This window comes from Amycolatopsis sp. NPDC041971 (assembly GCF_055588925.1).
Genome location: NZ_JBVJCE010000009.1, coordinates 222,487 through 248,484 on the forward strand (window position 1 = coordinate 222,487; position 25,998 = coordinate 248,484).

General features: G+C 70.8%; 12 protein-coding genes. 6 read left to right on the plus strand and 6 right to left on the minus strand.

What is annotated here, in order from left to right; all coding sequences use genetic code 11:
- The 4 genes from ACZ6DT_RS20040 to ACZ6DT_RS20055 form a co-directional block, all read left to right on the plus strand.
- On the plus strand, positions 1-2,430 hold a 2,430-nt coding region (locus ACZ6DT_RS20040; RefSeq protein WP_465597083.1), incomplete at its 5' end, for an SDR family NAD(P)-dependent oxidoreductase.
- A 29-nt stretch (positions 2,431-2,459) separates the two neighbouring features.
- Entirely contained in the window at positions 2,460-10,025 is a 7,566-nt protein-coding gene (locus ACZ6DT_RS20045) for a beta-ketoacyl synthase N-terminal-like domain-containing protein (RefSeq protein ID WP_465597086.1), read from the plus strand.
- Positions 10,026-10,090: 65 nt separating this feature from the next.
- Entirely contained in the window at positions 10,091-10,699 is a 609-nt protein-coding gene (locus ACZ6DT_RS20050) for a DUF6230 family protein (protein WP_465597089.1), read from the plus strand.
- A 54-nt stretch (positions 10,700-10,753) separates the two neighbouring features.
- Positions 10,754-11,740: a DUF6114 domain-containing protein gene (locus tag ACZ6DT_RS20055; RefSeq protein ID WP_465597092.1), complete on the plus strand. Its 987-nt coding sequence runs from the start codon at positions 10,754-10,756 to the stop codon at positions 11,738-11,740.
- A gap of 122 nt (positions 11,741-11,862) precedes the next feature.
- On the opposite strand, the gene ACZ6DT_RS20060 is transcribed toward ACZ6DT_RS20055, so the two are convergent.
- From ACZ6DT_RS20060 to ACZ6DT_RS20085, 6 genes are all read right to left on the minus strand, one after another.
- Positions 11,863-13,059, minus strand: a complete 1,197-nt coding sequence (locus ACZ6DT_RS20060; RefSeq protein WP_465597095.1) for a glycosyltransferase — start codon at positions 13,057-13,059, stop codon at positions 11,863-11,865.
- Between the two features lie 689 nt (positions 13,060-13,748).
- Positions 13,749-14,246: a hypothetical protein gene (locus tag ACZ6DT_RS20065; RefSeq protein WP_465597098.1), complete on the minus strand. Its 498-nt coding sequence runs from the start codon at positions 14,244-14,246 to the stop codon at positions 13,749-13,751.
- 781 nt (positions 14,247-15,027) lie between these two features.
- A complete protein-coding gene (locus ACZ6DT_RS20070) occupies positions 15,028-15,273 on the minus strand; it encodes a phosphopantetheine-binding protein (RefSeq protein ID WP_465597101.1) in 246 nt (81 codons plus the stop codon).
- A complete protein-coding gene (locus ACZ6DT_RS20075; RefSeq protein WP_465597104.1) occupies positions 15,270-16,766 on the minus strand; it encodes an amino acid adenylation domain-containing protein in 1,497 nt (498 codons plus the stop codon). The genes ACZ6DT_RS20070 and ACZ6DT_RS20075 overlap by 4 nt, the downstream gene beginning before the upstream one ends.
- On the minus strand, positions 16,763-23,068 hold the full coding sequence (locus ACZ6DT_RS20080; protein ID WP_465597107.1) for an amino acid adenylation domain-containing protein: 6,306 nt from the start codon (positions 23,066-23,068) through the stop codon (positions 16,763-16,765). The genes ACZ6DT_RS20075 and ACZ6DT_RS20080 overlap by 4 nt, the downstream gene beginning before the upstream one ends.
- A gap of 22 nt (positions 23,069-23,090) precedes the next feature.
- A complete protein-coding gene (locus tag ACZ6DT_RS20085; RefSeq protein ID WP_465597110.1) occupies positions 23,091-24,080 on the minus strand; it encodes a TauD/TfdA family dioxygenase in 990 nt (329 codons plus the stop codon).
- A 180-nt stretch (positions 24,081-24,260) separates the two neighbouring features.
- Between ACZ6DT_RS20085 and ACZ6DT_RS20090 the strand changes: the two genes are divergently transcribed.
- Both ACZ6DT_RS20090 and sbnA read left to right on the plus strand, forming a co-directional pair.
- Positions 24,261-24,476, plus strand: coding sequence for an MbtH family protein (locus ACZ6DT_RS20090; RefSeq protein WP_465597113.1), 216 nt, complete (start codon positions 24,261-24,263; stop codon positions 24,474-24,476).
- A gap of 14 nt (positions 24,477-24,490) precedes the next feature.
- The gene (gene sbnA, locus ACZ6DT_RS20095) at positions 24,491-25,498 is read left to right on the plus strand and encodes a 2,3-diaminopropionate biosynthesis protein SbnA (protein WP_465597116.1); all 1,008 of its coding nucleotides are present in this window, start codon (positions 24,491-24,493) and stop codon (positions 25,496-25,498) included.
- Positions 25,499-25,998 lie beyond the last annotated feature (500 nt).

Sequence of the window (25,998 nt, forward strand, 5' to 3'; positions counted from 1 at the left end):
GTGCAGATTCTGGCGGCTTTGCGTGAGCGGGTAGGTGGTTTGCCGGAGCAGGATATGGCGGGGTTGGCGGAATTGCGGACGTTGCGTGAGGTCGTCGAAACCGCCGGTGGCCGCGGCACCATTTCGCCGCGGGAAGCCGAGATTCGCCAGGCCGAGCCTGTCCCCGCCGACGAATCCACGCCCGACCCCACCCCGGAGCCGCCGCCGGTGTGGCGCCGGGTGGTACGGGCCGTGCCGTCACCGCCCCGCGGGCTGGCGATGCCCGGCCTTGGTGAGCACCCGGTGGTGGTGACCCAGGACGGGACCGGGGTGGCCGAGGCCGTTGCAGGCCTGCTCACCCAGCGAGGAATCGACGCGCAGGTCGCTGACACGGTGCCGTCGGGGACCCACGCGGTGGTCTTCCTTGGCGGCCTGCGGCCCATCCGGACCCGTGCCGCGGGAACAACGGTGCTGCGCGAAGGGTTCGAAGCCGCACAGGCACTGGCTCCGGTCCACTCCGCGGACGGCGGCCTCTTCGTCACCGTGCAGGACACCGGGGGCGACTTCGGGCTCGACGGTCGCCAAAAGGACCGCGCCTGGCTCGGCGGCCTCGCCGGACTGGCCCGGACCGCCGCGCTGGAGTGGCCGGGTGCCGCGGTCAAGGCCATCGATTGCGAACGTGGTGACCGATCCGCCGAGGCGGTTGCCGAAGCGGTGGTGGCCGAGCTGGTCGCCGGTGGCCCCGCCCGCGACGTCGGGTTGCGGGCGGACGGGACCCGGTCGGTGCCGCGGCCCGAGCCCGCCGCGCTCCCGCCCCGGAGCGGCGGGTCGCGGGTCGGTCCCGGCTCGGTCATCGTGGTCAGCGGCGGCGCGCGGGGTGTCACCGCCGCCGCCGTGCGCGCCCTCGCCCGCGAACACCGGCCTCGATTCGTCCTGCTCGGCCGCACGCCGCTGACCGAAGAACCCGCCCGCTGGGCGGAGCTGACCGAGGAGGCCGCGCTGACCAGGGCGATCGCGGCCCAGGACAAGTCCACACCGGCGGAGATCACCGCCCGGGCGCGGCAGGTGCTGGCCACCCGCGAGATCCGGGCGACCCTGGACGCCTTGGCCGGATACGGGAGCGAGGCCGAATACCTGCCGATCGACGTCCGCGACGGGACCGCCCTCGACGCGGTGCTCACCCGGATCCGGCGCGAATGGGGCCCGATCACCGGCCTCGTCCACGGGGCGGGTGTGCTCGCCGACCACCGCATCGAGGACAAGACCGCCGAGCAGTGGGACCGGGTCGTCGGCGTCAAGGTCGACGGCATTGGCGAACTGCTCGAGGCCACCGCCGACGATCCACTGGAGCTGATCGCCGTGTTCTCGTCGGTGGCCGGGGTCTTCGGTAACGCCGGCCAGGCCGATTACGCGGCGGCCAACGCGGTGCTCGACCTGGTGGCCTCCGAGCAGCGGGCCCGGCGGCCGGAGTGTCTCGTCCGGGCACTGGCCTGGGGGCCGTGGCGGGGAGGGATGGTGTCGGCCGGGCTCGCCGACCACTTCGACCGGGCGGGGATCTCCCTGCTCGACCCCGGCAGCGCGGCCGACGCGTTCGTCGCGGAGCTGTCGGACGCCCCCGGCGGCGACACCCGTGTCGTGCTCACCGCGGGCGAAGACGGTCCGGGAGACCGGCTCAACGCGGCCTCGATCCGGCTCGACGCGGCCAGCCACCCTTACCTGCTCGACCACCGGCCGGCGGACGTGCCCGTCCTGCCGATGGCCTCGGCCCTGGACTGGCTCGCGGGCGCGGCCCGTGATTGGCGGCCGGAACCGGGCACGCTGGTCCTGCGCGACGTCCGCGTCCTGCGCACGGCCGACCTGCCCAGGCTGGAGCACGACGGTCACCGGTTCGTGGTCGAAGGGCGTCCGGCGGACGCCGGCGCGAAGGCCCTGGCGATCGAACTCCGCGACGGCGACCGAGCCACCACGTTCTACCGGGCCACGCTGGTGCCGGACCAGCCGCCTCGTCCGGAGTGGACGGTGCCCCCCGCGCTGGTCCCCCCGGAGATGGACGTGTCCTACGGCGGTCCCCGGTTCTTCCACGGTCCGGCCTTCCAGGTCCTGCTGTCGACCGAAAGTCTGTCCGAGGAAGGTGCCTTGGGCGTGGTGGAAGGCCTGACGGCGCGAGGATGGCCCGGCAGCGGCTGGACCACCGATCCGGCGGCCACGGACGGCGCGTTCCAGCTGGCCGTGCTGTGGGCGGAATTCATGCTCGGCGCCCGTGCCCTGCCGATGGGCGTCGGTGAGTTCCGGCTGCACCGCGACGGCCCGCTGCCCGGTGAAGGCCGGTGCGTGGTCCGGGCCGGATCCGTGCGGGAGGCCAGGGTGACCTGCGACGTGGCCCTGCTCGATCCCGACGGCGAACCGCGGTTCGAGTTGCTCGACGTGGAACTCGTCCGGCGCCCGGACTGACCGCAGACCCCGACCGAACAGGATCCGTCATGCCCGCTGAACCGATCGCCGTCGTCGGCCGGGGGTGTGTCCTTCCGGACGCGCTGACCCCGGCATCCCTCTGGAGCAACATCCGTGGCGGGCTGTCGAGTCTGGACACGGTCCCGCCAGGACGCTGGAACCTGCCGCCGGAAGAGGAACCGGCGCGGGGAACGGGAGGATTCGTCACCGGGTTCGAAGCGGTGTTCGACAGCGGCGGATTCCAGGTGCCGCAGGGGGAGATCGAGCCACTGGACCCGGTCTTCCGCTGGCTGATGCACGCCGCACGGGAAGCTCTGCGCGAATGCGGTGCGATCGAGTCCTCGTTGGATCGGGCCGCCTTGATCGTGGGCAACCTGTCGTATCCGACCCCCGCGGCGGTGCGCTGGGCCGCGGACGTCTGGCAGGTCCCGATCGGGTCCGCGCGTCCCGCCCGGACCGACCCCCGGAACAGATTCTTCTCCGGACTGCCCGCGCAGTTCGCCGCCAAGGCGCTCGGTCTCGGCCTCGGTGGCTTCGCGCTCGACGCCGCCTGTGCTTCGTCGTTGTACGCGATCAAACTGGCCTGTGACCGGCTGCGACGAGGAGAAGCCGACCTGATGCTCGCCGGCGGCGTCAACCACGCCGACAGCCTGTTCATCCACCGTGGTTTCCACGCGCTGTCCGCACTCAGCCCCACCGGCCGTAGCCGCCCGTTCCACCGCGAAGCCGACGGGCTGGTGCCGGCCGAGGGAGCGGGGATCGTCGCGCTGATGCGGCTGGCGGACGCCCGCTCGGCGGAGCTGCCGGTGCTGGGCGTGATCCGCGGGATCGGCCTGTCCAACGACGGCGCCGAGGGCGGCCTGCTCGGACCCGCGCGCGGCGGTCAGGAGCGGGCGATGGGATTGGCGTACCAGGAGGCGGGGATCGCGCCGGACACGGTGTCGCTGGTGGAGTGCCATGCGACGGGCACGCCGGTCGGGGACGCGGTGGAGGCGCGCGCGATGGCACAGGTCTTCCGTGACCGCACCGACCTGCCCATCGGCTCGGTCAAGTCGAATCTGGGACACACCCTGACGACCGCGGGGATCGCCGGGCTGCTCAAGATCCTCGGGGCCTTCGAGGCGGGTGTACGGCCTCCCACCCTGCACGCCGGTCGGCACATCGACGCCTTGGACGGCACGGTGCTGCGGCTCCTGCGCGAGGCCGAAGAATGGCCCTCGCCCCGGCGGGCGGCTGTCAGCGCATTCGGCTTCGGCGGTGCCGACGCGCACCTGGTCGTCGACGAAGGAGACTTGGCCGGTGATCCCGGGTGGGCGCCCCTGCCCACGGCCGCGGGCTTCCGGCGGGACGACGAGGGCACCCGGGTGGAAGTCGCCGTCGTGGGACTGGCCGTCCGGGTGGGTGACCGCGCGGACACCGACGCGTTCCGCCGGGCGGTGCTCGAGGGCGAACCGGCGGACGGCCCGTGCACCGCCGTCGTGGTCGACCTGCCGGGCCTGCGGTTTCCCCCGGCGGATCTGGGGCACGCCCTCGGGCAGCAGGTGCTGATGCTGGAGACCGCCCGGGAAGCGGTGGCGGGGCAGGACCTGCCGGGGGAGCGGACCGCTGTGGTGGTCGGCCTGGGTGGTGACTTGGAAACGGCCAGGCACGGCGTGCGCTGGCGGATGAGCGATCGGCGGCAGGGCGCGGCCGAAGGGCTCGGCGCCCCCGGTTCGTCCGGCGAAGCGATCACCGCGGCGCAGACGACCGGCTCGATGCCCAACCTCATCGCCAGCCGGCTCAACGCCCAGCTCGACCTGCGCGGTCCCGGTTACACCGTCTCCGCTGAGGAAGCCTCCGGACTGGTGGCCCTCGAGCTGGCCGCCGCCGCCTTGAGGAACGGTGAGGTGGACGCGGCCGTCGTCGGCACGGCGGACCTCGCCCACGAGCCCGGCCACCGGGCCGCCGACGTGGGGCTGGGCCGCCCGGACCGGCCCGGTGACGCGGCGGTCGTCGTGGTGCTCAAGCGGCTGGCCGACGCCCGTCGTGACGGGTCCGCGGTGCTCGCCGTGCTGGGGGACGCCGGCGATCGCCCGGACCTGGTGGTGGGCGACCTGCCCGAACCCGGCGCGCCCCACTTCGATCCGGCGGAGCTGTTCGGCAGGCCGCACGCGGCCACCGGACTGCTGGCGCTGGCGGCGGCCGTCACCGCCTTGCGGCATCGGGTGATCCCCGGCCGCGGACGGCGGGGGCTTCCGCGCCCGGATTTGCGGACCGCACGGATCACCGTCGCCCCGCTGGGCGCCCCGCCCCGGGCGGTCTCGGTGCGAGCGGGCTCGCCCGGCGCGTGGTCGGCCCTGGCCGCACCTCGGTTGCTGGTGTTCTCCGGCCAGGACCGCGCCGGAGTGTCGGCGGCGGCCCGGGCAGGGGCCGAATCGGACAGCGGACCTGCCCGGCTGGCCGTGGTGGTCCACGACGACATCCGCGAAGCCGTTCTCCGGCGTGCCTGCGACTGGCTCGACAACGGCGGTCTGCGGCCCCCGGCGACCGCTTATCGCGACGTGCCTTTGGGTGGCGAAGTCGGTTTCGTCTACACCAACGGTTCCGCGGCCTATGACGGCATGGGCCGGGAGCTGGCCTTGGCGCTGCCCGGCCGGGTGGACCGGATCTTCCGGCGGACGGGGGTCTTTCCCGTCACCGAACCCGCGCCCGGGCCGACACGCGCCATCGACCAGATCGTCACGGTCTCCCGGCTGGCCCTGCTGCACACCGAAGTCAGCACCGGGCTGCTGGGGCTCAACCCGGACGCGGTGCTCGGCTACTCGTCCGGCGAATCCACCGCGCTGATCGCCCAGGGAGTGTGGCCGGACCCCGCCCGCGCGCACCGGGACGTGCTGGCGGCCGATCTGTTCACCCGCGAGGTTTCGGGGGAGTTCCGCGGGGTGCGGCGGTTCTGGGCCCGGCACGGCATCGCGGGGGAGCGTTGGGTCAACCACCTCGTGCACGCCCCCGCCGAAGCGATCCGGGCGGCGCTGGCCGGTGAACGGGCCGTCCATCTGATGGCCGTCAACGCACCCGACGTCTGCGTCGTGGGCGGTGAAGAGAACGCTTGTGAGGCATGGCTTTCGCGCTTCGGCGCGAAAGTGGCCGTGCGCATCGGTTACGACCTCGCCGCCCATGCTCCGGAAGTGGCCGAAGTCGCTCAGCAGTGGTGGGACTTCCACCACCGCCCGGTCGGACCGGTGGCCGGCGTGCGGTTCTACAACGGGGTCACCACCGAGCCGTACACGCCGACGGCCGAGCACGCGGCCAAGGCGATGATGGACCAGGCCACCCAGATGGTGGACTTCGCCGGAACCGTGAAGCGGGCGTATGCGGACGGCGTCCGGGTCTTCGTCGAACACGGCCCGCGCGGTCTGTGCACCGGGTGGATCCGGCGCACCCTCGGCGCACACGATCACCTGGCGGTCGCGCTCGACGCCGCGAACGGCTCCGCCCTGCGGCAGCTGTGTTCCGCGGTGGCGGAACTGGCCGCCGCCGGTGTGCCCGTCGAGCACGCGGCCCTGTTCTCCGCTCTCGCGGACGCGGCGCCGGTGACCCGGCGCGCGGGGGCCACCGTGGCGTTGCCCGCGCACCCACCGCCGGTACACCCGCCCCAGGATCTCGGGCCCGCGGTCCTGAGCCGCGCCCCCCAGCTGCCCCCGGTTCCCGTCCCGCTGCCGGAAACACCGCCTCGCCCCACGCCGGCACGGCCCGCGGCAGTACCGGTTTCGGCACCTGGCCGTGCCTTGGTCGCGGTCGCGCACCGCGATCGGGTGAGTGCCGGGCACCGGCACTTCCTGGAGCGGCTGGGCGCGGCGCACACCGCGTTCCTGCAGACCCGTCAGCGCGTCCAGACGCTGATCAGCTCGCCGCCTGCCGCGACCGTCACCCCCGCGGCCTTGCCCGCCCCGTCCGTTCCCGCGTCGGTCCCCGAGCCCCGCACCGGACCGCGCTTCGGGCGAGAGCAGCTGGAGTACCTGGCCACCGGCCGGATCTCAGAGCTGTTCGGTCCGAGGTTCGCGGCACAGGACGCCAAGCGGCGACAGACCAGGCTCCCCGCGCCGCCCATGCTGCTGGTGGACCGGGTCACCGCGATCGACGCCCCGCCCGCGGTACTGGGCTCCGGCGTCATCCACACCGAAACCGACGTCACCCTCGGCAGCTGGTATCTCGACCCGGCCGGGCGGATGCCCGCCGGTGTACTGGTCGAAGCCGGACAGGCGGACCTGCTGCTGATCAGCTGGATGGGCGTCGACCTCGAGATCGGGGAGGACCGGGTCTACCGGCTGCTCGGTTGCGAACTGACCTACCACGGCGAACCACCCCGGCCGGGGGAGACACTGCGTTACGAGATCCACGTTGACGGGCACGCCGAACACAAGGGCGTCCGTCTCATGTTCTTCCACTACGACTGCCACGTCGGCGACGAGCTCCGGCTGACCGTGCGCGGGGGACAGGCGGGCTTCTTCACCGACCGCGAACTCGCGGCCGGCGCGGGGGTGCGGTGGGATCCCGCCACCCACTCACCGGAGGACGCGCCGGTGGAGCCTCCGGCGATCACCGGGGCACCGGCATCCTTCGACGCGAACGCCGTCCGGGCGTTCGCCGCCGGCCGCCCGGAGGCGTGCTTCGGCCCCGGCTGGCGGGCCACCCGCAGCCATGTGCGAACCCCGCGCATCGCCGACGACGGCCTGCTGCTCCTGGACGAAGTAACGGAATTCGCTCCCGCGGGCGGCCCGTGGGGGCGGGGCTATCTGCGTGCCCGGACGGCGATCGCCGGAGACGAATGGTTCTTCGCCGGGCACTTCCACAACGACCCGTGCATGCCCGGCACCCTCATGCTGGAGGGTGGCATCCAAGCGATGGCGTTCTACCTCGCCGCTCTCGGCCACACCGTGGACCGGGACGGCTGGCGGTTCGAACCGGTACCGGGACGACCGAGCCCGATGCTGTGCCGAGGACAAGCGACGCCGGAGTCGCATCTGCTCACCTACGAGGTGTTCGTCGTGTCCGTGGTGGCCGGTCCCAAACCCACCCTGATCGCCGATCTGCTGTGCACCGTCGACGGTGTCCCGGCCTTCCACGCCGCCCGGGTCGGGCTCCGGCTGGTCCCCGACTGGCCCTTGGAGCACTGGCGCCAGCTGGGCCCGCACCGCGAGCAAACCACCGGTGATCCGGTACCGCTGTCCACTCTAGGCGGCCTGACCGGGCAGGACGACACCCGTCCGGCGGCGCTGGTCAACGGCGTCCGCGCCGACCTGGCCTCGATGCTGGCCTCGGCCTGGGGCCGTCCCTCGGCGGCCTTCGGACCGCCGTTCGCCGCCTTCGACGGCGTCCACCGCTGCCCGCGCCTGCCCGGCCCGCCGTACCACTTCATCAGCAGGGTGGTCTCGATCGACGGGACCTTCGGTTCGGCGTGTCCGGGCGCCCGGATCACCGCGGAGTACGACGTGCCCGCCGAGGCCTGGTACTTCGAGCAGAACAACACGCCCACCATGCCCTTCGCCGCGCTCATGGAGGTCCTCCTGCAGCCCTGCGGCTGGCTGGCGGCCTACACCGGAGGCACCGTTCACAGCGCCGACGACCTGCTGTTCCGCAACCTCGAGGGGGAGGGCACCGTGCTCGGCGAAGTGCGGCCCGGCACGCAGGTGCTGCGGACGGAAGTGGAACTTCTTTCGGTGGCCGAGCACGACGGGATCATCATCGAGCAGTTCGCGGTCGAATGCACCGCCGACGGCATACCCCTGTTCACCCTCCGGAGCACGTTCGGCTTCTTCCCGCCGGCCGCCTTCGTGGATCAGGTCGGGCTTCCGCCGTCGGCTGAGGAAAGCGTCTGGCCCACCGCTTCCGAAGGTCCCGTGCTGGACCTTCGGACGGAGGAGAAGACGGACCGCACCGCTCTCGATCCGCCCGGGCCGATGCTACGGCTGCTGGACCGGATCACCGGGTACTGGCCGGACGGCGGTGCGGCGGGACTCGGGCGGCTTCGCGGGGAAAAGGACATTGACCCCGGCGAGTGGTACTTCCGGGCGCACTTCTTCCAGGATCCGGTGCAACCCGGGTCCCTGGGCGTGGAAGCCGTCTGCCGGCTGTTGCAGCACTACCTGGTGGTGTCCGGGCGAATCGCGCACCTGCCCGGCGCACGCTTCGAACCGATCATGCTCGGCAGCCCGCTCAGCTGGAAGTACCGCGGCCAGGTGGTGCCCACCGACGGTGTGGTCACCGTCGAACTCGAAATCACCGAAGCCGGTGACGACGAGCGTGGCGTCCACGCGATCGGAACGGCGTGGCTGTGGGTCGACGGCCGTCGCATCTACCACCTGCCGCGGATCGGGATGCGGGCCGTGGCCGCCGCGGAAGACGCCGTGCCCGAGGACGTCCTCGACCCGGCCACCGACCGCTGGCTCGGCGATCACCGTCCCTGGGGGACGGTCCCGGTGCTGCCGATGATGTCGGTGGTGGACCTGCTCGCCCGCGGTACGGCGGAGCAGTCCGGCCTGCCGGTGAGCCTGCTGCGAGACGTCCGGCTGAGCCGGTGGCTGACCTTCGACGGGCCGATGCGGACGCGGGTCACGACGGTGCCGGGGAAACGACGGGGCGACCAGGTGGCCACCCTGTCCGCCTGGCGGAACTCCGGGGTGGCCGGACTGTCCCGGTTCGAGCCGGTGGCCACGGCGCACGTGCGGGTGGGAGAACGCCCCCTCGGCCGTCCGCGGCCGTTCGATCCGCTGCCCGACGCCCAGCCTGAGGATCCCTATCTCTCGGACGGGCTTTTCCACGGCGAGGCCTTCCACTACCTCGTCGAGTACGACGTCGGCACAACCGGCGCGTCGGGTTCCCTGGACGCGGACGCGGGCACCGTGCCCCCGGGCCTGCTGCACCAAGGGCTACTCGACGGGGCGCTGCACGTCATCCCGCACCACCGGCTCCGGTACTGGTCGCCCTTGATCGGCGAGAACCAGGTTTCGTTCCCCCACCGGGTCGACGAACTGCTGCTGTTCGAGCCCCTGCCCCGATCCGGGACGGTCCGGGTCGAAGCTCGGTTCGCCGGATTCGTCGACGACGAGCACCGCTTTCCGAAGGTGGACCTACAGCTCATCGTCGACGGCCGCGTCGCGGTGTCCATGTGCCTGGTCCTGGTGCTGGTGTCGATCGGACGCCTGGGTGCGCTGTCTCCGCGGCAGAGGCGGGCGTTCGTCCATGAGCGGCGCTTCTGCGCGGACGCCGGGCTGTCGGTCACGGAATCGGGAGTCACCTCGCTGACCGCCGCGGACGTCACCAGAACCGCGGGACTTCCCGGGTTCGTGGCCCATCTCTACGAGCTGCCCGAGGGTGCGCGTCCTTCGGAGCACTTGGCGGAGATCGCGGTCAAGGACCACGTCGGCCGCCGGACGCGGACGCATCCCTCCGCGGTCGTCGTTGCCGAGGACGCGCGCAGCGCCTTTCCTCGCGATCGGCCCGGCGAACGGTATTTCGTCCGGGTCGACACGCATGGCGACACCGTCACGGTGCGCACCCGGAACGCGCCGGGATCAGCGTTCCTTGCCGATGTCCACACCGGTCGAGACACCTGAACTCCAGGGCCGCGGGTCTTCCACATAACCAGTTCGAACCCGACCAAGAAAGGCAGGACAAGGACATGAAGCGCTCGGGAACAACGGGAGGAACACGGTGGGCACGGTTCGCCGGAGTGTTCGGGGGAGCGCTCGCCGTGGCGGCTCTGCTGATCACCGGGCTGTCACAGGGCGCGCTCGCGGCGTCGTTCACGGTCTCCGGCGGCGCGTTCCAGGTCAGCGCGGACAAGCTGGTGGGTGAAGGGTTCGTCCAGTACGGCGACGTCGACCGGGGAGCCGACGATGCCCATGTCGTGGCCGTCGGCGCCTTCCGGAAGGCGACCCTCGACAACTTCTGCCAGTCGGTGTTCCTGCCGAAGGTCCCGTTGGTCGGTGACACCACCCTGGTGCTCACCTCCGGTGGACCCGGCGGGATGGCCGCCACCGACATCATCATCGGCATCGCCTCGCTCACGGGCGACCTCACGCTGACCAACACCCAGATCGGCATCGACGCCGCCCGGCTCTCCAAGGGCCCGGAAGCCGCCAAAGGCCGGCCAGGGGCATTCGGGTTGCAGGCCGACACCGCGACCATCGGCGGTCTCCGGCAGATCGCCTGGAGCACCAACGCGCAGACCCTGCGGCTGAAAAACCTCTCACTGTCTTTGAGGAGCGGTAAGAATGAATGTTTCTGAGCCCGGCACGCCTGCGTTGCCGCATCGACGCGGGCCCGTCCGATGACGGGCGGCGTGCCTGGTCGGCTCAAGGGGAGATGGCGGGCTTTCCGCGACTGGCGGCGGCAGCGGCCCTTCGCGGCCGGTCTGTTCCTGATACCGGCTGGTGTCGCGATCGGACTTCCGCCGTTCGCCTCCTTCCGCCTGGGTGACTTCGTGCTCTCGATCGGGACCATCGGCGGGATGTCGGGGGCGCTGATCGCCGCCCTGCTCGTGATCTGCGCGGGGTCGCTGTGGAGCAGGCCACAGTACCGGGTGGCCGCCGGGGTCACGGCGATCCTCGTGTCGCTGGTCGCTCTGGTCAGCACCAACCTCGGCGGCTTCCTGATGGGCACCGTGCTGGGGCTCGTTGGCGGGGCGTTGGCGCTTTCGTGGGCACCTCCGGCCCGCCCTGCCACGACCGACGAGCCGGACCACGAACAAGACGGCGGAACGGGCCCATCGCCACCGCGGTTCCGTGCCTCGGGTATGGCGGTGCTCCTTCTCGGCACATTGACCGCGGTTCCAGCGGCTTCTTCTCCGGCCGAACACGGGAAGCGAGTCGTTCGAACCTCGACCGCCACCGTCACGCACGGGCCGCCGGCCGGCCGGGTGTGGATGCTGAAGGCTTCCGTACTGCGGCTGGCGGGACTGAGCTATTTGGGCGTGGGGACCACCGAAGTGGGCGGCGTGCCGGTCGACGTGCTCAGGTTCACCGCCCACCGTGTCGAGATCACCAGCCTTGTCCAAACCAGCGAATTGGTGGACGGGCGCATCAGCACCATCAGCGCACCGCCCGGAAGCGTCTCGGCCGCCACCGGCGACCCCGTCGAACTGTTCACCCTGCGGCTGACCGGCACTCTCGTCTTGCTGGGCCTCATCGGGATTCCGGTCGACTTCACGCCGGCCCATCCTCCGCCGCTGGTACTGCCCTACATCACGCTGACCGACGTGACCGTCGTCAACACCGACCTCAAGCACGCCCGGCTGAGCGTTCCCCACGCGAAGATCACCATCACCTGAGCACGACCGAATCCGCTGCCGAGGAGCCGTAAATCAGGTCTTCGACGACGGCAGCCGGAGGGTCTATCCCGTGAGCGGTGATTCTGGCGTCGGTGATCAGTAGGTTTCGACACCTGGAATGTTCACGTGAGCAGTAGCTGTGCGGCCACGGTCGTGCCATCGGTCCGGATCGTGCCCGCCACGGCTCGCGCCTGCTCGCCGGTCTCGACGGCCAGGGCCTTCTCGAGCGCGGTGGACAGGGATTCGGTGGTCGGCACTGAACCGTCGTGGGCCACGCCGATCCCCAGTTCCGCCACCCGGCCCGCCCAGTACGGTTGGTCGGTCGCCTGCGGGACGACCACCTGCGGCGCACCGGACCGGGTGGCCGTCAAGGTGGTACCCGCCCCGCCGTGATGGACCACGGCGGCGACCCGGGAGAACAACGCGAACTGGTTGACCTCACCGACCACGAAGCAGTCGTCCCGGTCGTCGATCAGCGAGAGGTCCGCCCAGCCGCGGCCCAGGACGATGCGGCGGCCCTGTGCGCGGGCCACGTCGATGGCCACCTGGGCGACATCGGCCGCGGCGTGCATCGGCATGCTGCCGAAGCCCACATAGACCGGCGGTGGGCCCTCGGCCAGGAACGCCGTCAGGCCGGCGGGCAACGGGCGCTCGTCCGGCATGATCCACGCGCCGGTCTGGACGACGTCGAAATACGACGGCTCCCGCCACGGGTCCAGAACGGGATCCGTCGCCAGCCACGGCCGGTCACCGATGACGTAATCACGGACGCCGTCCACCGGCGGCAGGCCGTTGGCCACCCGGTTCGTGTTGAGCGCGGCCCCGAACAACTCCTCGATGGTCCGCGCGTCCAAGTCCCACAGCTCCCGGTTGCCGGTCAGCTCCGGCGGGAAAGGACTGCCCTGGTACGCCAACGGCTCATGGTGCGGCGAAGGCAGGGTGAGCTGCTGAAACGTCACCGACACCGCCTCGATGGCCAGCTTCTCCGCCACCGACAGCGCGCCCGCCGCGGCGGGGAGCATGCCGGTCACCACCATCACGTCGCAGCCTTCGGCGGCCCTGGTGACCGCCTCGAACTGGTCGGCGATCAAGGCGGCCGCGTACTCCGGCATGGACGACGGCGAGGGCGCCGCTGCCGTCAGCGCACTCGCCGACGGACCGACCGGAACCATCGGCACCCCGATTCCGGCCAGCAGGCCCGCGAAGTCGGGCGGCGCGCACACCAGCACCTCGGCCCCGAGTTCCCGCACCCGCGTCGCGAAGCCCATGATCGGTTCGACATCCCCGCGCGACCCATACGTCGACAACAGCACACGCACTTTGCTAACTCCCATTTCCGCAGGTTCCAGCTTCGGCCGGTGATTCTGCGGCATCACCTGGGTCTTGCCACAAGCCCCGGGGCACGCTATAAGTTGACCATGGAAGGAGTGAGTACGCCCTTCTTCCGCATCCATTCCGACTCGAGGCCGAGTTTCGACCGCCGCGATGGGCCGAGTTCGGCCTGAACGACGTCGTGGGCAACCACGGAGCTGCACTGAGCACGATGCGGTGATTCTGACGTTGCTGGACTGTTTCGCCCGACCACCGGCCGGGAACAGGATCGGGCCCGGTAACCAGTGCTCCGGTCGGGTTGCCGGGTTGTGCAGATGCGGAAGGATCGCCGCGCGCAGATCCTCGATCAGGACCGTGGCTCCCTACGAGAGAGCCACACCACATGCTGCCGGTAGCCGACCAGGTCGGCGTCTACACGACGCGATAGGCGTCGAATTCGGCGCGCAGGGTGACCATGGCCGAAGCGAAGATCGACGTCGTCACTGACATCACCGACTGGCTCAGCACCGCAGCCGTCCCGCCCACCGCTGTTCTGCACGGTTCAGGACAGGACTACGCAGTTGTCACGCGGACCGGTGGCCGAACGGACGTCGCCAGGCGTACATCCGGTAGCGGATGTACGCCTGCCCGCGCGGCACGGAGTCGGTCGGATCGAGCACGACGATGTTGGGAGTTGTCAGTACGGGACGGCGATGTCGGTGGCGCTGGTGTTCTCGTAGACCACGCCGTTTTTGGTGGCGTAATGGCTGCAAGCGACATGGACAGTGCGCAACACGGCGCCGTTGGGGATCCAGGGCGTCTCGAAGTGAACGTCGATGAGCGCGCCGTCGTTCTCCGAGTCGTAGTCGCCCGTGGCGGAGCCGCCCGGGCCGGTGGCGGTGCACCGGACGTTGATGTAGTCGGCGTCGCGCCGGTCGTTTCCCGGGGTGGCGAAGCGCGAGTAGCCGCGGATCTTCACCCGTTTGCTGATCCCGTCGCTTTGGAGGCCCTCATTCTGGATTACGCCCTGCAGGACGTAGGCGGCGGTCGTGCTGCCGCCGGCACCGGGGTCCTCGGGGTTCGGTTCGCTGAGGCCCGGCAATGGGATGGGGTCCGCCTGGGCGGGGGCGATGGTCCCCAGCGACAACGCGGCGACGGCGAGAGCAGTGAAGATTCGTTTACGAGATGAACTCATGCTCGAAGCTTTACCGCAATTTCCGCAATAAGCCACGGAAACCCGTGAACGGCCTCGAAAATTGCTGCATCCGGACCAGGCTTTGCGTGCTCGCGCAGTACTCATCCCGTCAAAGCGCTCACTTTCGCAAGAAACTCTCGCCAGGTGCGCTGAGGGATACCGGCAGCGATTCCGCCACGGGATAAATACCGTCATCCAGTCGCCGTGGTTTCACTCCAATGCCCGCTTTGCGGTTGCTTTTATTCTTGCCCTGGTCTTTCAACAGGCAAGAGCCGTTCGTGTCGATGAAAAACCGTTTCGAAACGACCGGCGCATGCGCACCGCGGCCGTGGTGCCCATGCCCGCCACGGCGGCGTTGGCAACCCTGGCGCCGACGGCGTCCGACTGTCGTGGCCGCCCGATCCGGTGCGGAGTTGCCGCACAGAAGCACGCGGCGCGAAGGCGACGGCTGTGCGGGTAGCCCGGCGGTGAGTTCGGCGCGGGCTGGTCCCGGCCCGCGGCTCGGCGATCGTTCGGCTCGGGTGAACAGGCCCAAGGCTCGGGTGTGCGGAGCAGGCGGAGCGCGATGGTTTTGTGGTGCAGGGGCTTGTGGTGCCACATGATCGGGCGAATGACGGCGCGCGCTGCACAGCGGGCCGGCGCATTTGGCTGGACGCGCACCACGATTCTCCCAGTTGCCCTGCTGGCGAGCGGGACCTCCTTGGTCGGCAGGACCGTTCCGGTGCCGCATTTGGAGGTGTTGGCCGGGCACCGAATTGGCATCGAGCTTCCAAGCCGCCGCTCAAGAAAGATCTTGCCGGTCCGAGGCGAGGACGACCGCCAGGTCCGCCGGGGACGGATAGGCGAAGACGAGGGCGACAGAAATCTCGATAGCGAGGGCGTCCTGCAAGCCCGCGGTGATCTGGAAGGCGGCCAGCGAGTCCCCATTGGACTCGAAGAAGTCGCTGTCGGCGTCCAGGGTGTCGTCACCCAGGGACTCGCGGTACAGCGACACGATCAGCTCGGGCAGGTCGCGGGTCGTGGTCATCGTGATCCGTTCTCGTCGGTCCGGGTCAGTACGGCTCGGTCGATCTTGCCGCTGTGGGTGGTGGGTACGCGGGTGATGCGGACGAATCGGCGCGGCATCATGTGCGGCGGCAGGGTTTCGGCCAAGTGGGCGCGCAGCGCGGTGTCCGGGACGTCGGCCAGTTCGCCCATGACGTGCGCGCTGAGGGAGACCCGGCCCCGTTCGTCCTTGTCCGCTGTCAGGACCGCGCCGGTCACGGCCGGATGGGCCAGCAGCGCGCCTTCGATCTCGGCGGGATCCACCCGATGGCCGCGGATCTTGAGCTGGCGGTCCATCCGGCCCAGGTACACCAGGGTGCCGTCGGAGCGTCGCCGAGCCAGGTCTCCCGTGCGGTACAGCCGTGCTCCCGGCGGGCCGAACGGATCCGGGACGAACCGTTCGGCGGTCAGGGCCGGACGTCCGCCGTAGCCGCGTGCGACGCCGACACCGCCGATGTGGAGCTCGCCGGTGGCCCCGTCGGGCACCGGCCGGTGATCCGGACCGAGCAGCCACACCGACACACCGTCGATCGGCGTGCCGATCACGTCGGCCGTCGTCACCGGGTCGCGCGGGACGGGGTATCGGGTCGAGGTCATGGTGCACTCGGTCGGGCCGTACTGGTTGACCAGCCCGCCCGGCAACAGGCGCCTGCCGCCGGAGGCCAAGAACGGCAGCAGCGACTCTCCGCTCGAGACGACCAGCCCGACGGTCCGCAACGCCGCTGAGGCGGCCTCGTGCCCGGTGAGGAAGCCGAGGAAGGTCGGGGTCACGCTGAGCAGCGTGGTGACACCGAAAGCGCGCACGGTGTCGGCGAACTCGGCGGGCCGCAGCAGCCTGGTGCGGGGGACCAGCACCACGCAGCCACCGGCGACGAGCGGCGCGAACACGTCGCGGATCGACGCGTCGTAGCCGACCGGGGCCACCTGCAGGGTGACCGTTCCCGGCCCCAGCCCGTTGTCCGTACCGATCGCGCGCAGATACGACCGCAGACCGCCGTGTTCGATCAGCACGGCATTCGGCGCGCCGGTCGATCCGGACGTGTGGCTGACGTAGGCGAGCGTGCGCGGCGTGACCTCGGGCAAGCGTGTCGCCACGGCGGGCACTGGGGGCCGGTCGATCAGCACGACCGGGCCGGTGACCGGCAGCGAGAGCCGTTCGGCGAGCACCGTCGTCGTCACCAGCATCCAAGCGCCGCCGGTTCGGCACATGGCTTCGAGCCGTGCGTGCGGGAGGTCGGCGTCGAGGGCCAGGAACGCACCACCCGCCCGCGCCACGGCGGCCATCGCGATCACGGCGTCCACGCCGCGGTCGACCGCGATGGCGCACACCCGTTCGGGCCCCAGCCCGTGGCCGGTCAGGATCCGTGCGAGCCGCTCGATCCGGTCGGTGAACTCCCCGTAGCTCAGGTGACCGTCCGGGGTGCGGATCGCGGGCGCCCCGGCGGGATGTGCGAAGAGGTCGTCGACGAAGCTCATGTCGGCTCGCCTGCCAGCAGCTGCGCCACTTCGGCGTCGGAGAGTCCGGCGATCTCGTCCTCGAGCACCTGGGTCACCGCCCGGGCCAGCTCGGCGACCGTGGTGGCTTCGAACAGGCGGCGCAGCGGAAGCTCCACGGCGAACGCGCTCCGCAGCCGGGCGAGAACGCGGGTGGCCAGCAGTGAATGACCGCCCAGCGCGAAGAAGTCGTCCGTCACCCCGATCCGGTCCACACCGAGCACCTCGCGCCAGATGTCGGTGATGAGCTGCTCGGCCGGGCCCCGGGGCGCCTCGGCCGGGCCGGTACCGGAGGCGGCCAGCTCCGCCGCGGGCAAGGCCTTCCGGTCGACCTTCCCACTCGCCGTCAGCGGCAGGGCGGGGAGTTTCGCCCAGCGTGCCGGGACCATGTACTCCGGCAGCAGCGCGCGCAGGTGTGCGCGCAACGCGTCCGCGCCCGGCCCGCCGACCACGTAGGCGGCCAGCAGCGGGTCGCCCGCCGGGTCCGCCGCGGTGACCACCACGGCCGCGTCCACGTCCGGGTGCCGCAGCAGGGTCGCCTCGACCTCCCCGAGTTCGAGGCGCAGGCCACGGATCTTGACCTGCTGGTCGATGCGCCCGAGGAACTCGATGGTCCCGCCCGGACGGTGCCGCACCAGGTCACCCGTCCGGTAGAGCCGCGCTCCCGGCGGGCCGAACGGATCCGGGACGAACCGTTCGGCGGTGCGGGCGGCGTCGTTGTGGTAGCCGCGGGCCAGCCGTATCCCGCCGAGACACAGCTCGCCGGGTACCCCGGTGGGAACCAGGCGGAGTTCGGCGTCCACGACGTAGGCGCGGGTGCCCGCGACCGGCCGGCCGAGTGGCATCGCGGCGCCCGGGGGCAGGCCGTCGAGGTCGCCGGTCACCGGGTGCAGTACCGAGCAGATGGTCGCCTCCGTCGGCCCGTAGCTGCACAGGAACCGTCCCGGCAGGCCGGACTTCGCCCACATCCGCGCGTCGTCCACCGTGACCACGTCGGCGCCGACGTTCATCAAGCGCAGTCCTGCCAGCAGATCCGGGCCGTAGCGCATCGCCTCGCGGTAGTAGGCGGGCGTCGTGTCGATGATCGTCACCCCGTGCTCGGCCAGCCTGGCGGGCAGTTCGGCCGGGGTCCAGAACAGTGGGTCGCTCACCACGATCGTCGCGCCGGCGAGCAGGGTCGCGCCGATCTGGTCCATGGACACGTCGAAGGTGAGCGCGGACAACAGGACCACCCGGTCGTCGGAGCCGATGGTGTAGGCGTCCGCGATCACGCGGCAGTGGTGGGCGTAGGACCGGTGCTCGGTCATGACGCCCTTGGGGCGCCCGGTCGAGCCGGAGGTGTAGATGAGGTACGCCAGCGTGCGCGGATCCGGCCGGGCGTCCAGGTTCGTGGCGTCGCCGTCGGACCACTCGACGTCGTCGACGACCACCTCCTCGCGGTCGCCGAAACGCCCGGCGAACTCGCGGGTGGTCACCACGAGCCGCGCGCCGGCGTCGGCGAGCATGAAGCCCAGCCGTTCCGCGGGGTGTCTCGGGTCGAACGGGGCGTACACGCCGCCAGATTTGAGCACGCCCAGCAGGACCACCACCGCGTCGAGTGAACGCTCCAGGCAGACCCCGACGACGGTCTCGGGCTCGGCCCCGCGTGACCGCAGCAGCCGCGCGAACCGGTTGGCGCGCGCGTTCAGCTCGGCGTAGGTCAGCTGCTGTCCGCCGTAGACCACGGCCACGGCGTCGGGACGGCGTGCTGCCTGTCGCTCGACCAGTTCGGGTACGCACAACGGATGTTCCCCGGCCGGGTCCAAGGTGGACAGTCGCGCGCGGTCCGGGTCCGCCCAGTCGTGCAGCAGGCGTCGGCGTTCGTCGGCGGCGAGGAAGTCCAACTCGGCCGGCTCGCGATCCGGAGTGGCTCCGATGCCCGCCAGCAGACGCAGGTAGTGCCCCGCCATCCGCTCGATGGTCGCGCGGTCGAACAGGCTGGTCGCGTACTCGAAGACACAACGCAGCTCGCCGCCGTCGCGTTGCTGGACGGACACGGTGAGGTCGAACTTGGCGACCGAGGCACCCGCCGGGATCGGCTGGACGGCGGTGCCGCACAGGGTGCCCGGCCTGTTCTCCAGATTCTCCAGCTCGAACATGATCTGGAACAGCGGGTTGCGGGAGAGGTCCCGGTCCGGTTGCAACGCGTCGACGAGATGCTCGAACGGCAGGTCCTGGTGGGCGAACGCTTCGGTGCAGCCGCGCCGCACCTGGTCGAGCAGCTCGGTGAAGGTCGGTGAGCCCGACAGGTCGGCTCGCAGAACCAAGGTGTTGGTGAAGAGACCCAGCAGTTCTTCGGTCTCTTGCCGCGTCCGGCCTGCCACCGGCGTGCCGACCGAGACGTCGGTGCGTCCGGTGTAGCGCCCGAGCAGCACGTGGAACGCGGCCAGCATCGTCATGAACGGTGTCGCGCCCTGCCGGGCGGCCAGTTCGGTCACCGCACGGGCGACCGGCACCGGGACGGTGACCGAAACGGTGTCCCCGCGCGGGTCCCGCTGCGCCGGGCGCGGCCGGTCGGTGGTCAGCTCGACCGGGGTGAGCCCGGCGAGCCTGCCGCGCCAGTACCGGAGCTGGTCTGCCATGTCCTCAAGGGACCGGTCGGATCGCTGCCAGGCGGCGAAGTCCGCGTACTGGACGGGCAGCGCCTGGCCGTGAGGCTCGTTCAGGTCCCGGAACAGGATGGCCATCGACCAGGCGTCGAAGGCGATGTGGTGCAGGGTCAGCGCGACCAGATGCTCGTCCTCGGCCACCCGGATCACGGTGACGCGCAGCGGGTGCTCGCGCTCGAGGTCGAACGGGCGGCCCGACACCCGGCCCAGCAGCTCCCGCCCCGCCGCGGGCTCGCCGGTCAGGTCCACGAGACGGAACGCGACCGGCCCCGGCGGGTCGACGATTTGCAAGGGTTCGCCGCCTTGGTCGACGTAACGGGTGCGCAGCACCTCGTGCCGGGCGGCGAGCCGGTCCAGCGCCTGCCGGAACGTCTCGACGGAAAGCGGGCCGGAAAGCCGCAGTGCCAACGGGACGAGGTATTCGACGCTGCCCGGGTCGAGCTGGTCGAGGAACCACATCCGCTGCTGGGCGAACGACAACGGCAGGTTCCGGTCACGCGGGACCGGCCGTATCGCCGAGAAGGCGGCGCCGGTGGTGCCCGCGTCGAGCCGGGCGGCGAGTCGTTCGACGGTCCGATCGTCGAACAGCTCACCGACCGTCAGCTCGTCGCCGAATTCACGCCGGAGTCTCAGCACGAGCCGGATCGCGAGCAGTGAATGGCCGCCGAGGGCGAAGAAGTCGGCGCGGACGCCGACGTGGTCGACCCCGAGCAATTCGGCCATCGCGGCGGCGACGAGCTCTTCGGTCGGTGTGTTCGGAGCCGTGCGGTCGTCCGAAGCGGACTCGGGGGCGCTGTCCGGCGCGGGCAGCGCGGCGCGGTCGAGTTTGCCGTTGGGGCCGAGCGGGAGCGCGTCGAGGATGTGAACGGCCGGTGGGATCATGGGTGCCGGCAACCGCGCGGCCAGGTGTTCGTGAAGGTCGGCGGGCAGGGTTCCGGCGGTGGAAACCGCGTAGGCGACGAGAGTGGTGTCCCCGGCCGGAGTCCGGTAGGGGACGACGGCGGACGCCGCGACACCCGGATGCGCGCACAGCGCGGCCTCGATCTCGGCGGGCTCGATCCGCACACCGTTGATCTTGACCTGATCATCGACGCGGCCGACGAACTCCAGCGCTCCGTCCTGCCGCCAGCGAACCAGATCGCCGGTGCGGTACCAGCGTTCGCCGGGAACCGAAGGGTAGGGATGCGGGGTGAACTGCCGAGCCGTCTGATGTGGACGATCGACGTAGCCGCGGGCGAGTCCGGCGCCGCTGACGCACAGCTCGCCCGGCACCCCTATGGGCACGAGCCGATCCGAGGCGTCCACGACGAACACCCGGGTCCCCGACAAGGGCGTGCCGATGGGCACGGTGCCGTCCTCGTCTCCACGTCGGTACCGCCACGCGGTCACGTCGATGGCGCATTCCGTCGGACCGTAGGTGTTTTCCACCTCCACGTCGAGCAGCGCGGTCAGGCGACGGCACAGCTCAGCCGGCAGTGCCTCACCTGCCGAGCAGACCAGGCGCAGCGACGCGCACTCGGCGAAACCGGGCTCGTCGAGCAGCAGGCGCAGGACCGAGGGGACCAGTTGCAGGACCGTGGCGCCGTGCCGGAGGATCGCCCCGGCCATCGCGGCGGGGTCGCGGTGGGCGCCGGGCGGCGCCAGGACCAGCGTGGCACCGGCGGCGAACGGGGTCAGCAGCTCCCACAACGAGGCGTCGAACCCGGTCGTGGTCTTCTGCAGGACGCGGTCCGCGGCGGTGAGCTGGGTGCGGACCGACCACAGGACCCGGTTGCGGATGCCGCCGTGGGTGACGGCGACACCCTTGGGAGTGCCTGTCGAACCCGAGGTGTGCACGACGTAGGCGATTTGCGCGCCGTGGATCACCGGGCGCTCGGCGAGAGCGTGACGGGCGATGGTGTCCCGATGCCCGTCCAGATCGACCCGGGTGAGGGCGTCCGGCAGGCGGACGTCCACGGTGGAGTGCGACAGCACCAGTGTGGCGCCGGTGTCGGTGAGGACCTGGCGAAGACGTTCGGCCGGATGGTCCGGCGGCAGCGGGACATAGGTGCCGCCCGCGGTGAGGATCGCCAGCAACGCGATGACCAGGTCGGTCCCGCGGTCCAACGCGACGCCGACGGGGGTCTCCGCGCCGACGCCGTGCTGTCGCAGGTAGCCGGCCAGGGCGTCGACGCGCGCGGCGAGTTCGCCGTAGCTCACTTCGTCCACATCGGACAGGACGGCCACGGACCGTGGGGATCGTGCCGCCCGGTCGAAGAACAGCTCCGGCAAGGACTGCCCGGCCGGCTCGGTCGTGGCCGTGCCAAAGGACCGCAACCGGTCCTGTTCGGCTTCGGCGACCAGTTCGAGCAGCGGTGCCGGGCTCTGCGGGGCGGCGGTGATCTCTTCGAGCAGCCGCAGGTAGTTGGCGGCCATCCGGTCGATCCTGGCACGGTCGAACAGGCTCGTCGGATGGATGAGCTGGCCCTGTACCGAGCCGTCGGCGAGCTGGGCCAGGTGCAGCGACAGGTCGAAGGCCGAGGCCGCCCACAGCGGCGGGCACAACGAGACGTCGAGACCGGGCAGCCGGTAGGGCTGGCGACGGGCGTCGTACCAGGCGATACCGGCCTGGAAGACCGGGTTCCGGGACGGGTCCCGGTCCGGCTCCAGCCGGGAGATGACCTGATCGAACGGCACGTCCTGGTGCGCGTACGCCTCGAGGGCGGTCTTCCTCGCCTGCCCCAGAAGTTCCACAAAGGACGGTCCGCCGGACAGATCACCACGCAGCACCAGTGTGTTGAGGAACATCCCGATCAGGGGCAGCTCGTCCGGGCGCCTGGTGGAGACCGAAACGCCGACGGCGATGTCGTCCTGGCCCGAGTAACGGGCGAGCAGGAGCTGGTACGCGGCCAGGTACACCATGAACGGGGTCGCGCGGTGGGTGCGGCCGAGGTCTCGCAGCTTCGCGGCCAGGGACGACGGCACGATGAAATCGGCACAGCCGCCGTCGGCCGCCCACCGGGCCGGACGGGGCCGATCGGCGGGCAGTTCGAGCGGGACGAGTCCGGCGAGCCGGTCCACCCAGTACGAGAGCCCGCCATCGGTGGCCTTCCGCTCGCGGCGGCGCAGGGCTTCATGGTGCTGAAGGCCCGGCTCCGGCAGCTTCGCCGCTCCGTAGAACGCGTCGAGCTCCCTCGCCAGCACGCTCCAGGACAAGCCGTCGAAGGCTATGTGGTGCACGGCGATCAGCAGGATCGACTCGTCGTCGGCGAGCCGGACCAGCGTGATTCGCCACGGCGGTTCGTGGCGCAGGTCGATCGGGGTGCGCAGATCGCGCAGCCGGATCTCCCGCAGGCTCGCGTCCCGGTCCGCGGGCGGCAGCTCCGCGAGGTCTACATTGGACGGTCTGACCGGCGCGGGATCCTTGACGATCTGCACCGCCGTTCCGTTCACCGTGTCGAACCGGGACCGTAATACCGCGTGCCGGGCCGCGATCTCCGTCAACGCCGCGGTCAGCGCCTCGACGTCCAGGTCACCGCGCAACCGCAGGGTCGCGGACAGCAGATGCTCGATGGCCGCGCCGGAACGCAGCTGATCGATGAACCACAGCTGTTCCTGCGCCGACGACAACGGGTGGACGTCACCGCTTTCCACCATGGCCAGCCTTTCGTGTCCGGTACTACCGACCGTTTTCGCCGGTCGAGGGTTCGGCCATGGCCACGGCGATCTTCCGGGGACCGGTGAACGGTTCACGGCCGTGTGAGGAGAGCATGTTGTCGACCATCAGCACGTCGCCGCGCTGCCAGTCGAAGCGCCGGGACGCGGACCGATAGCGGTCCCGTAGGTGAGCCACGACCTCGTCGGGGATGGTGCCACCGTCGCCGTAGTAGGTGTTGGTCGGCAGGTCTTCCTCGGCGAGCATGGCGCGCAACCCGGCGCAGACGTCCTCGGCCAGCGTGGTCACGTGGAAGAACGTGAGGTGGTTGAACCAGACGGCCTCACCCGTGACCGGGTGCCGGTGCACGGCTTGGCGCCGGGCCCTGGTGCGCAGCCCGTTCCGGTCGAGCCATTCGGTCTCGACACCGTTGCGCGCGCAGTAGGCCGTGACCTCGTCGCGGTCGGTGGTGTTGAACGTCTGCTGCCACGGCAACCCGAACGAGTCGGTGAAGTTCCGCGTCACCATCCAGCCCCTGGTCTCGAACTCCGCCCGTACGGCGGGATCGATCGTCGCGAGGATCCGCCGGGTGTCGGCGAGCGGTGTCGCGCCGAGGGTGTCCGGCGGCCGCACGCAGTAGAAGAACAGGCTCAGCGGCCAGGCGGCCTGGTAGGAGTTCTCGTTGTGCAGGAAGATCTCCTCGGCCTCCGGGTAGTCCGTCGAGGTGTACACCCGCCCCTTGATCGTGCTGCGGGGGGAGGAGCGCTCCTGGTAGGTCAGCGGCGGACCTGCCAGCGTGCGGACGGTGGTGTCGAACCCGTCGACGTCGTCGATGTCGAACCCGCGCAGCAACACGGCGCCGTGTTCCAGCAGCCGGTCCCGGATCGCGGTGCGGCGGGCCTGGAGTGAGGCGATGTCCTTGGCCTCGCCCTGGCCGGGCGTCACCACGAAGGGCAGCGCGCGTTCCTGCCCGGACGAGTCGTTTGCCGGGGAGACGGACGGTACAGCGGTCATGTCCGCCATCGTGTCCGCTCGGCCCGTGCCCCAGAAGAGAATGACGGGTAGTGCGGACCCCGCCGCCGTGCCGGAGGTTCTGCGCGTTCTTCTCTGCACCCGCGCACACCCTCGCGGGCAGGCTCGACCCACCGGTGAACCGACAGCGGGTGCGCCAGTGACTTCCAGGAGAGACACCCCATGCGCGAGGAGCAGACCGACCAGCGTGCTTACCTGGTCGTGGTCAACCACGAGGAGCAGTACTCGATCTGGCCGTCCGACCGTGACCTGCCGGCGGGATGGCGCGCCGAGGGGACGCGTGGCGGCCGCGAGGAGTGCCTCGCCCACATCGGCGAGGTGTGGACCGACATGCGGCCACTCAGCCTGCGACGGCAGCTCGATCCGACAACGGGCTGAGCCGGCGAATTCCCATGGACCTGAATGAGGACGAACCGGCGGGTGTGCTCGCCACGATCGGCGCGACGCCGCTGGTCGAACTGACCAGGCTGTACCCGTCGGCGGGGTTCCGGCTGTTCGCCAAGCTGGAGGGCCACAATCCCGGTGGCAGCAGCAAGGACCGCGCCGCCCTGTCCATGCTCGGCGGTGAGATCCAGACGGGACGGCTCGTCGCCGGCCGTTCGGTGGTGGTCGAATCCAGCTCGGGCAACCTGGGAATCGGGCTGGCCCAGGTGTGCCGGTACCACGGGATCCGGTTCATCTGCGTGGTGGATCCCCGCACCAGCAAGCAGAATCTCGCGATCATGCGCGCGCTGGGCGCGGAGATCGAGATGATCGAGCACGCCGATCCGGTCACCGGCGACTACCTGCCGGTCCGCCTCCGCCGCATTCGCGAATTGACCGAACGTCTCGAGCACGCCTACTGGCCGAACCAGTACGCCAACCCCGGGAACCCGGCGGCGCACCGGCACACCATGCGCGAGATCGTCGGGCAGGTGCCAGGTAAGCTCGATTTCCTGTTCTGTGCCACCAGTTCCTGCGGGACGCTGCGCGGCTGCGCCGAGTACGCGCGGGCCAACGATCTGCCGGTGACGATCGTGGCGGTCGACGCCGTGGGCAGCGCCATCTTCGCCGACACTCCCGGCCCCCGGCTGATCCCGGGACACGGCGCGGCCGTCCGCCCCGGTCACCACGCGGACGACCTGGCCGATCTTGTGGTGCACGTCGCGGACGTGGACAGCGTGCGCGGCTGCCGTCGGCTCGCCGCCCGCGAAGCGATCCTGGCGGGCGGTTCGTCCGGCGCGGTGGTCGCGGCCGTGCACAGCGTCCGCGACCTGGTGCCACCCGGCGCCAATTGTGCGATCGTCCTGCCGGACCGGGGCGAACGGTATCTCGACACGATCTACGACGATGCCTGGGTCACGACCCACTTCGGTGGTGTCCCTTCGGACGAGCCCGAACGGGTCCGGACGCGTTATTGAGGGTGTCCGCGGCGACCGTGGAGCCGATCCTTGACGATGAGGGAGGACTGGTCACCGCAGGGGGCGGGGCATCGCTCTCCCTTTCTGTCCATAAAGGACGACTTTCGAGAGAAGGGCGCCCGATTTGGGCGCGTTGCCTGAGTTTCCGAGCGGGTCGTGAGTGGCATTAGGGTTCTGACGCTCATTGTCACTCACGACCCCGCGCTGAACCGTATATGTGGGCCATTAATCGAGCATTCAACTGGTCAGAGGTGTCCTATGTGGATGCTCAGGGCGTGGCCGGCTCCCGTAGTCAGTCCAGAGCCCTGTCGTGAAAGCCATATTGCGTGATCTCTCAGTAGACCCTTCCCGGCTTGACACCGGAGAACCCGTCGACCGGTGCGTTCCGACGGCGCCCAGCGTCGGGGGGGGGAATCTTTTGGGGAACAGAGGTTCCAAGAGTGGGTTTTTTGCACCCCCACCCCCACACCCCCCCACGGGCAAGAGGGAGGGGGGAGGGA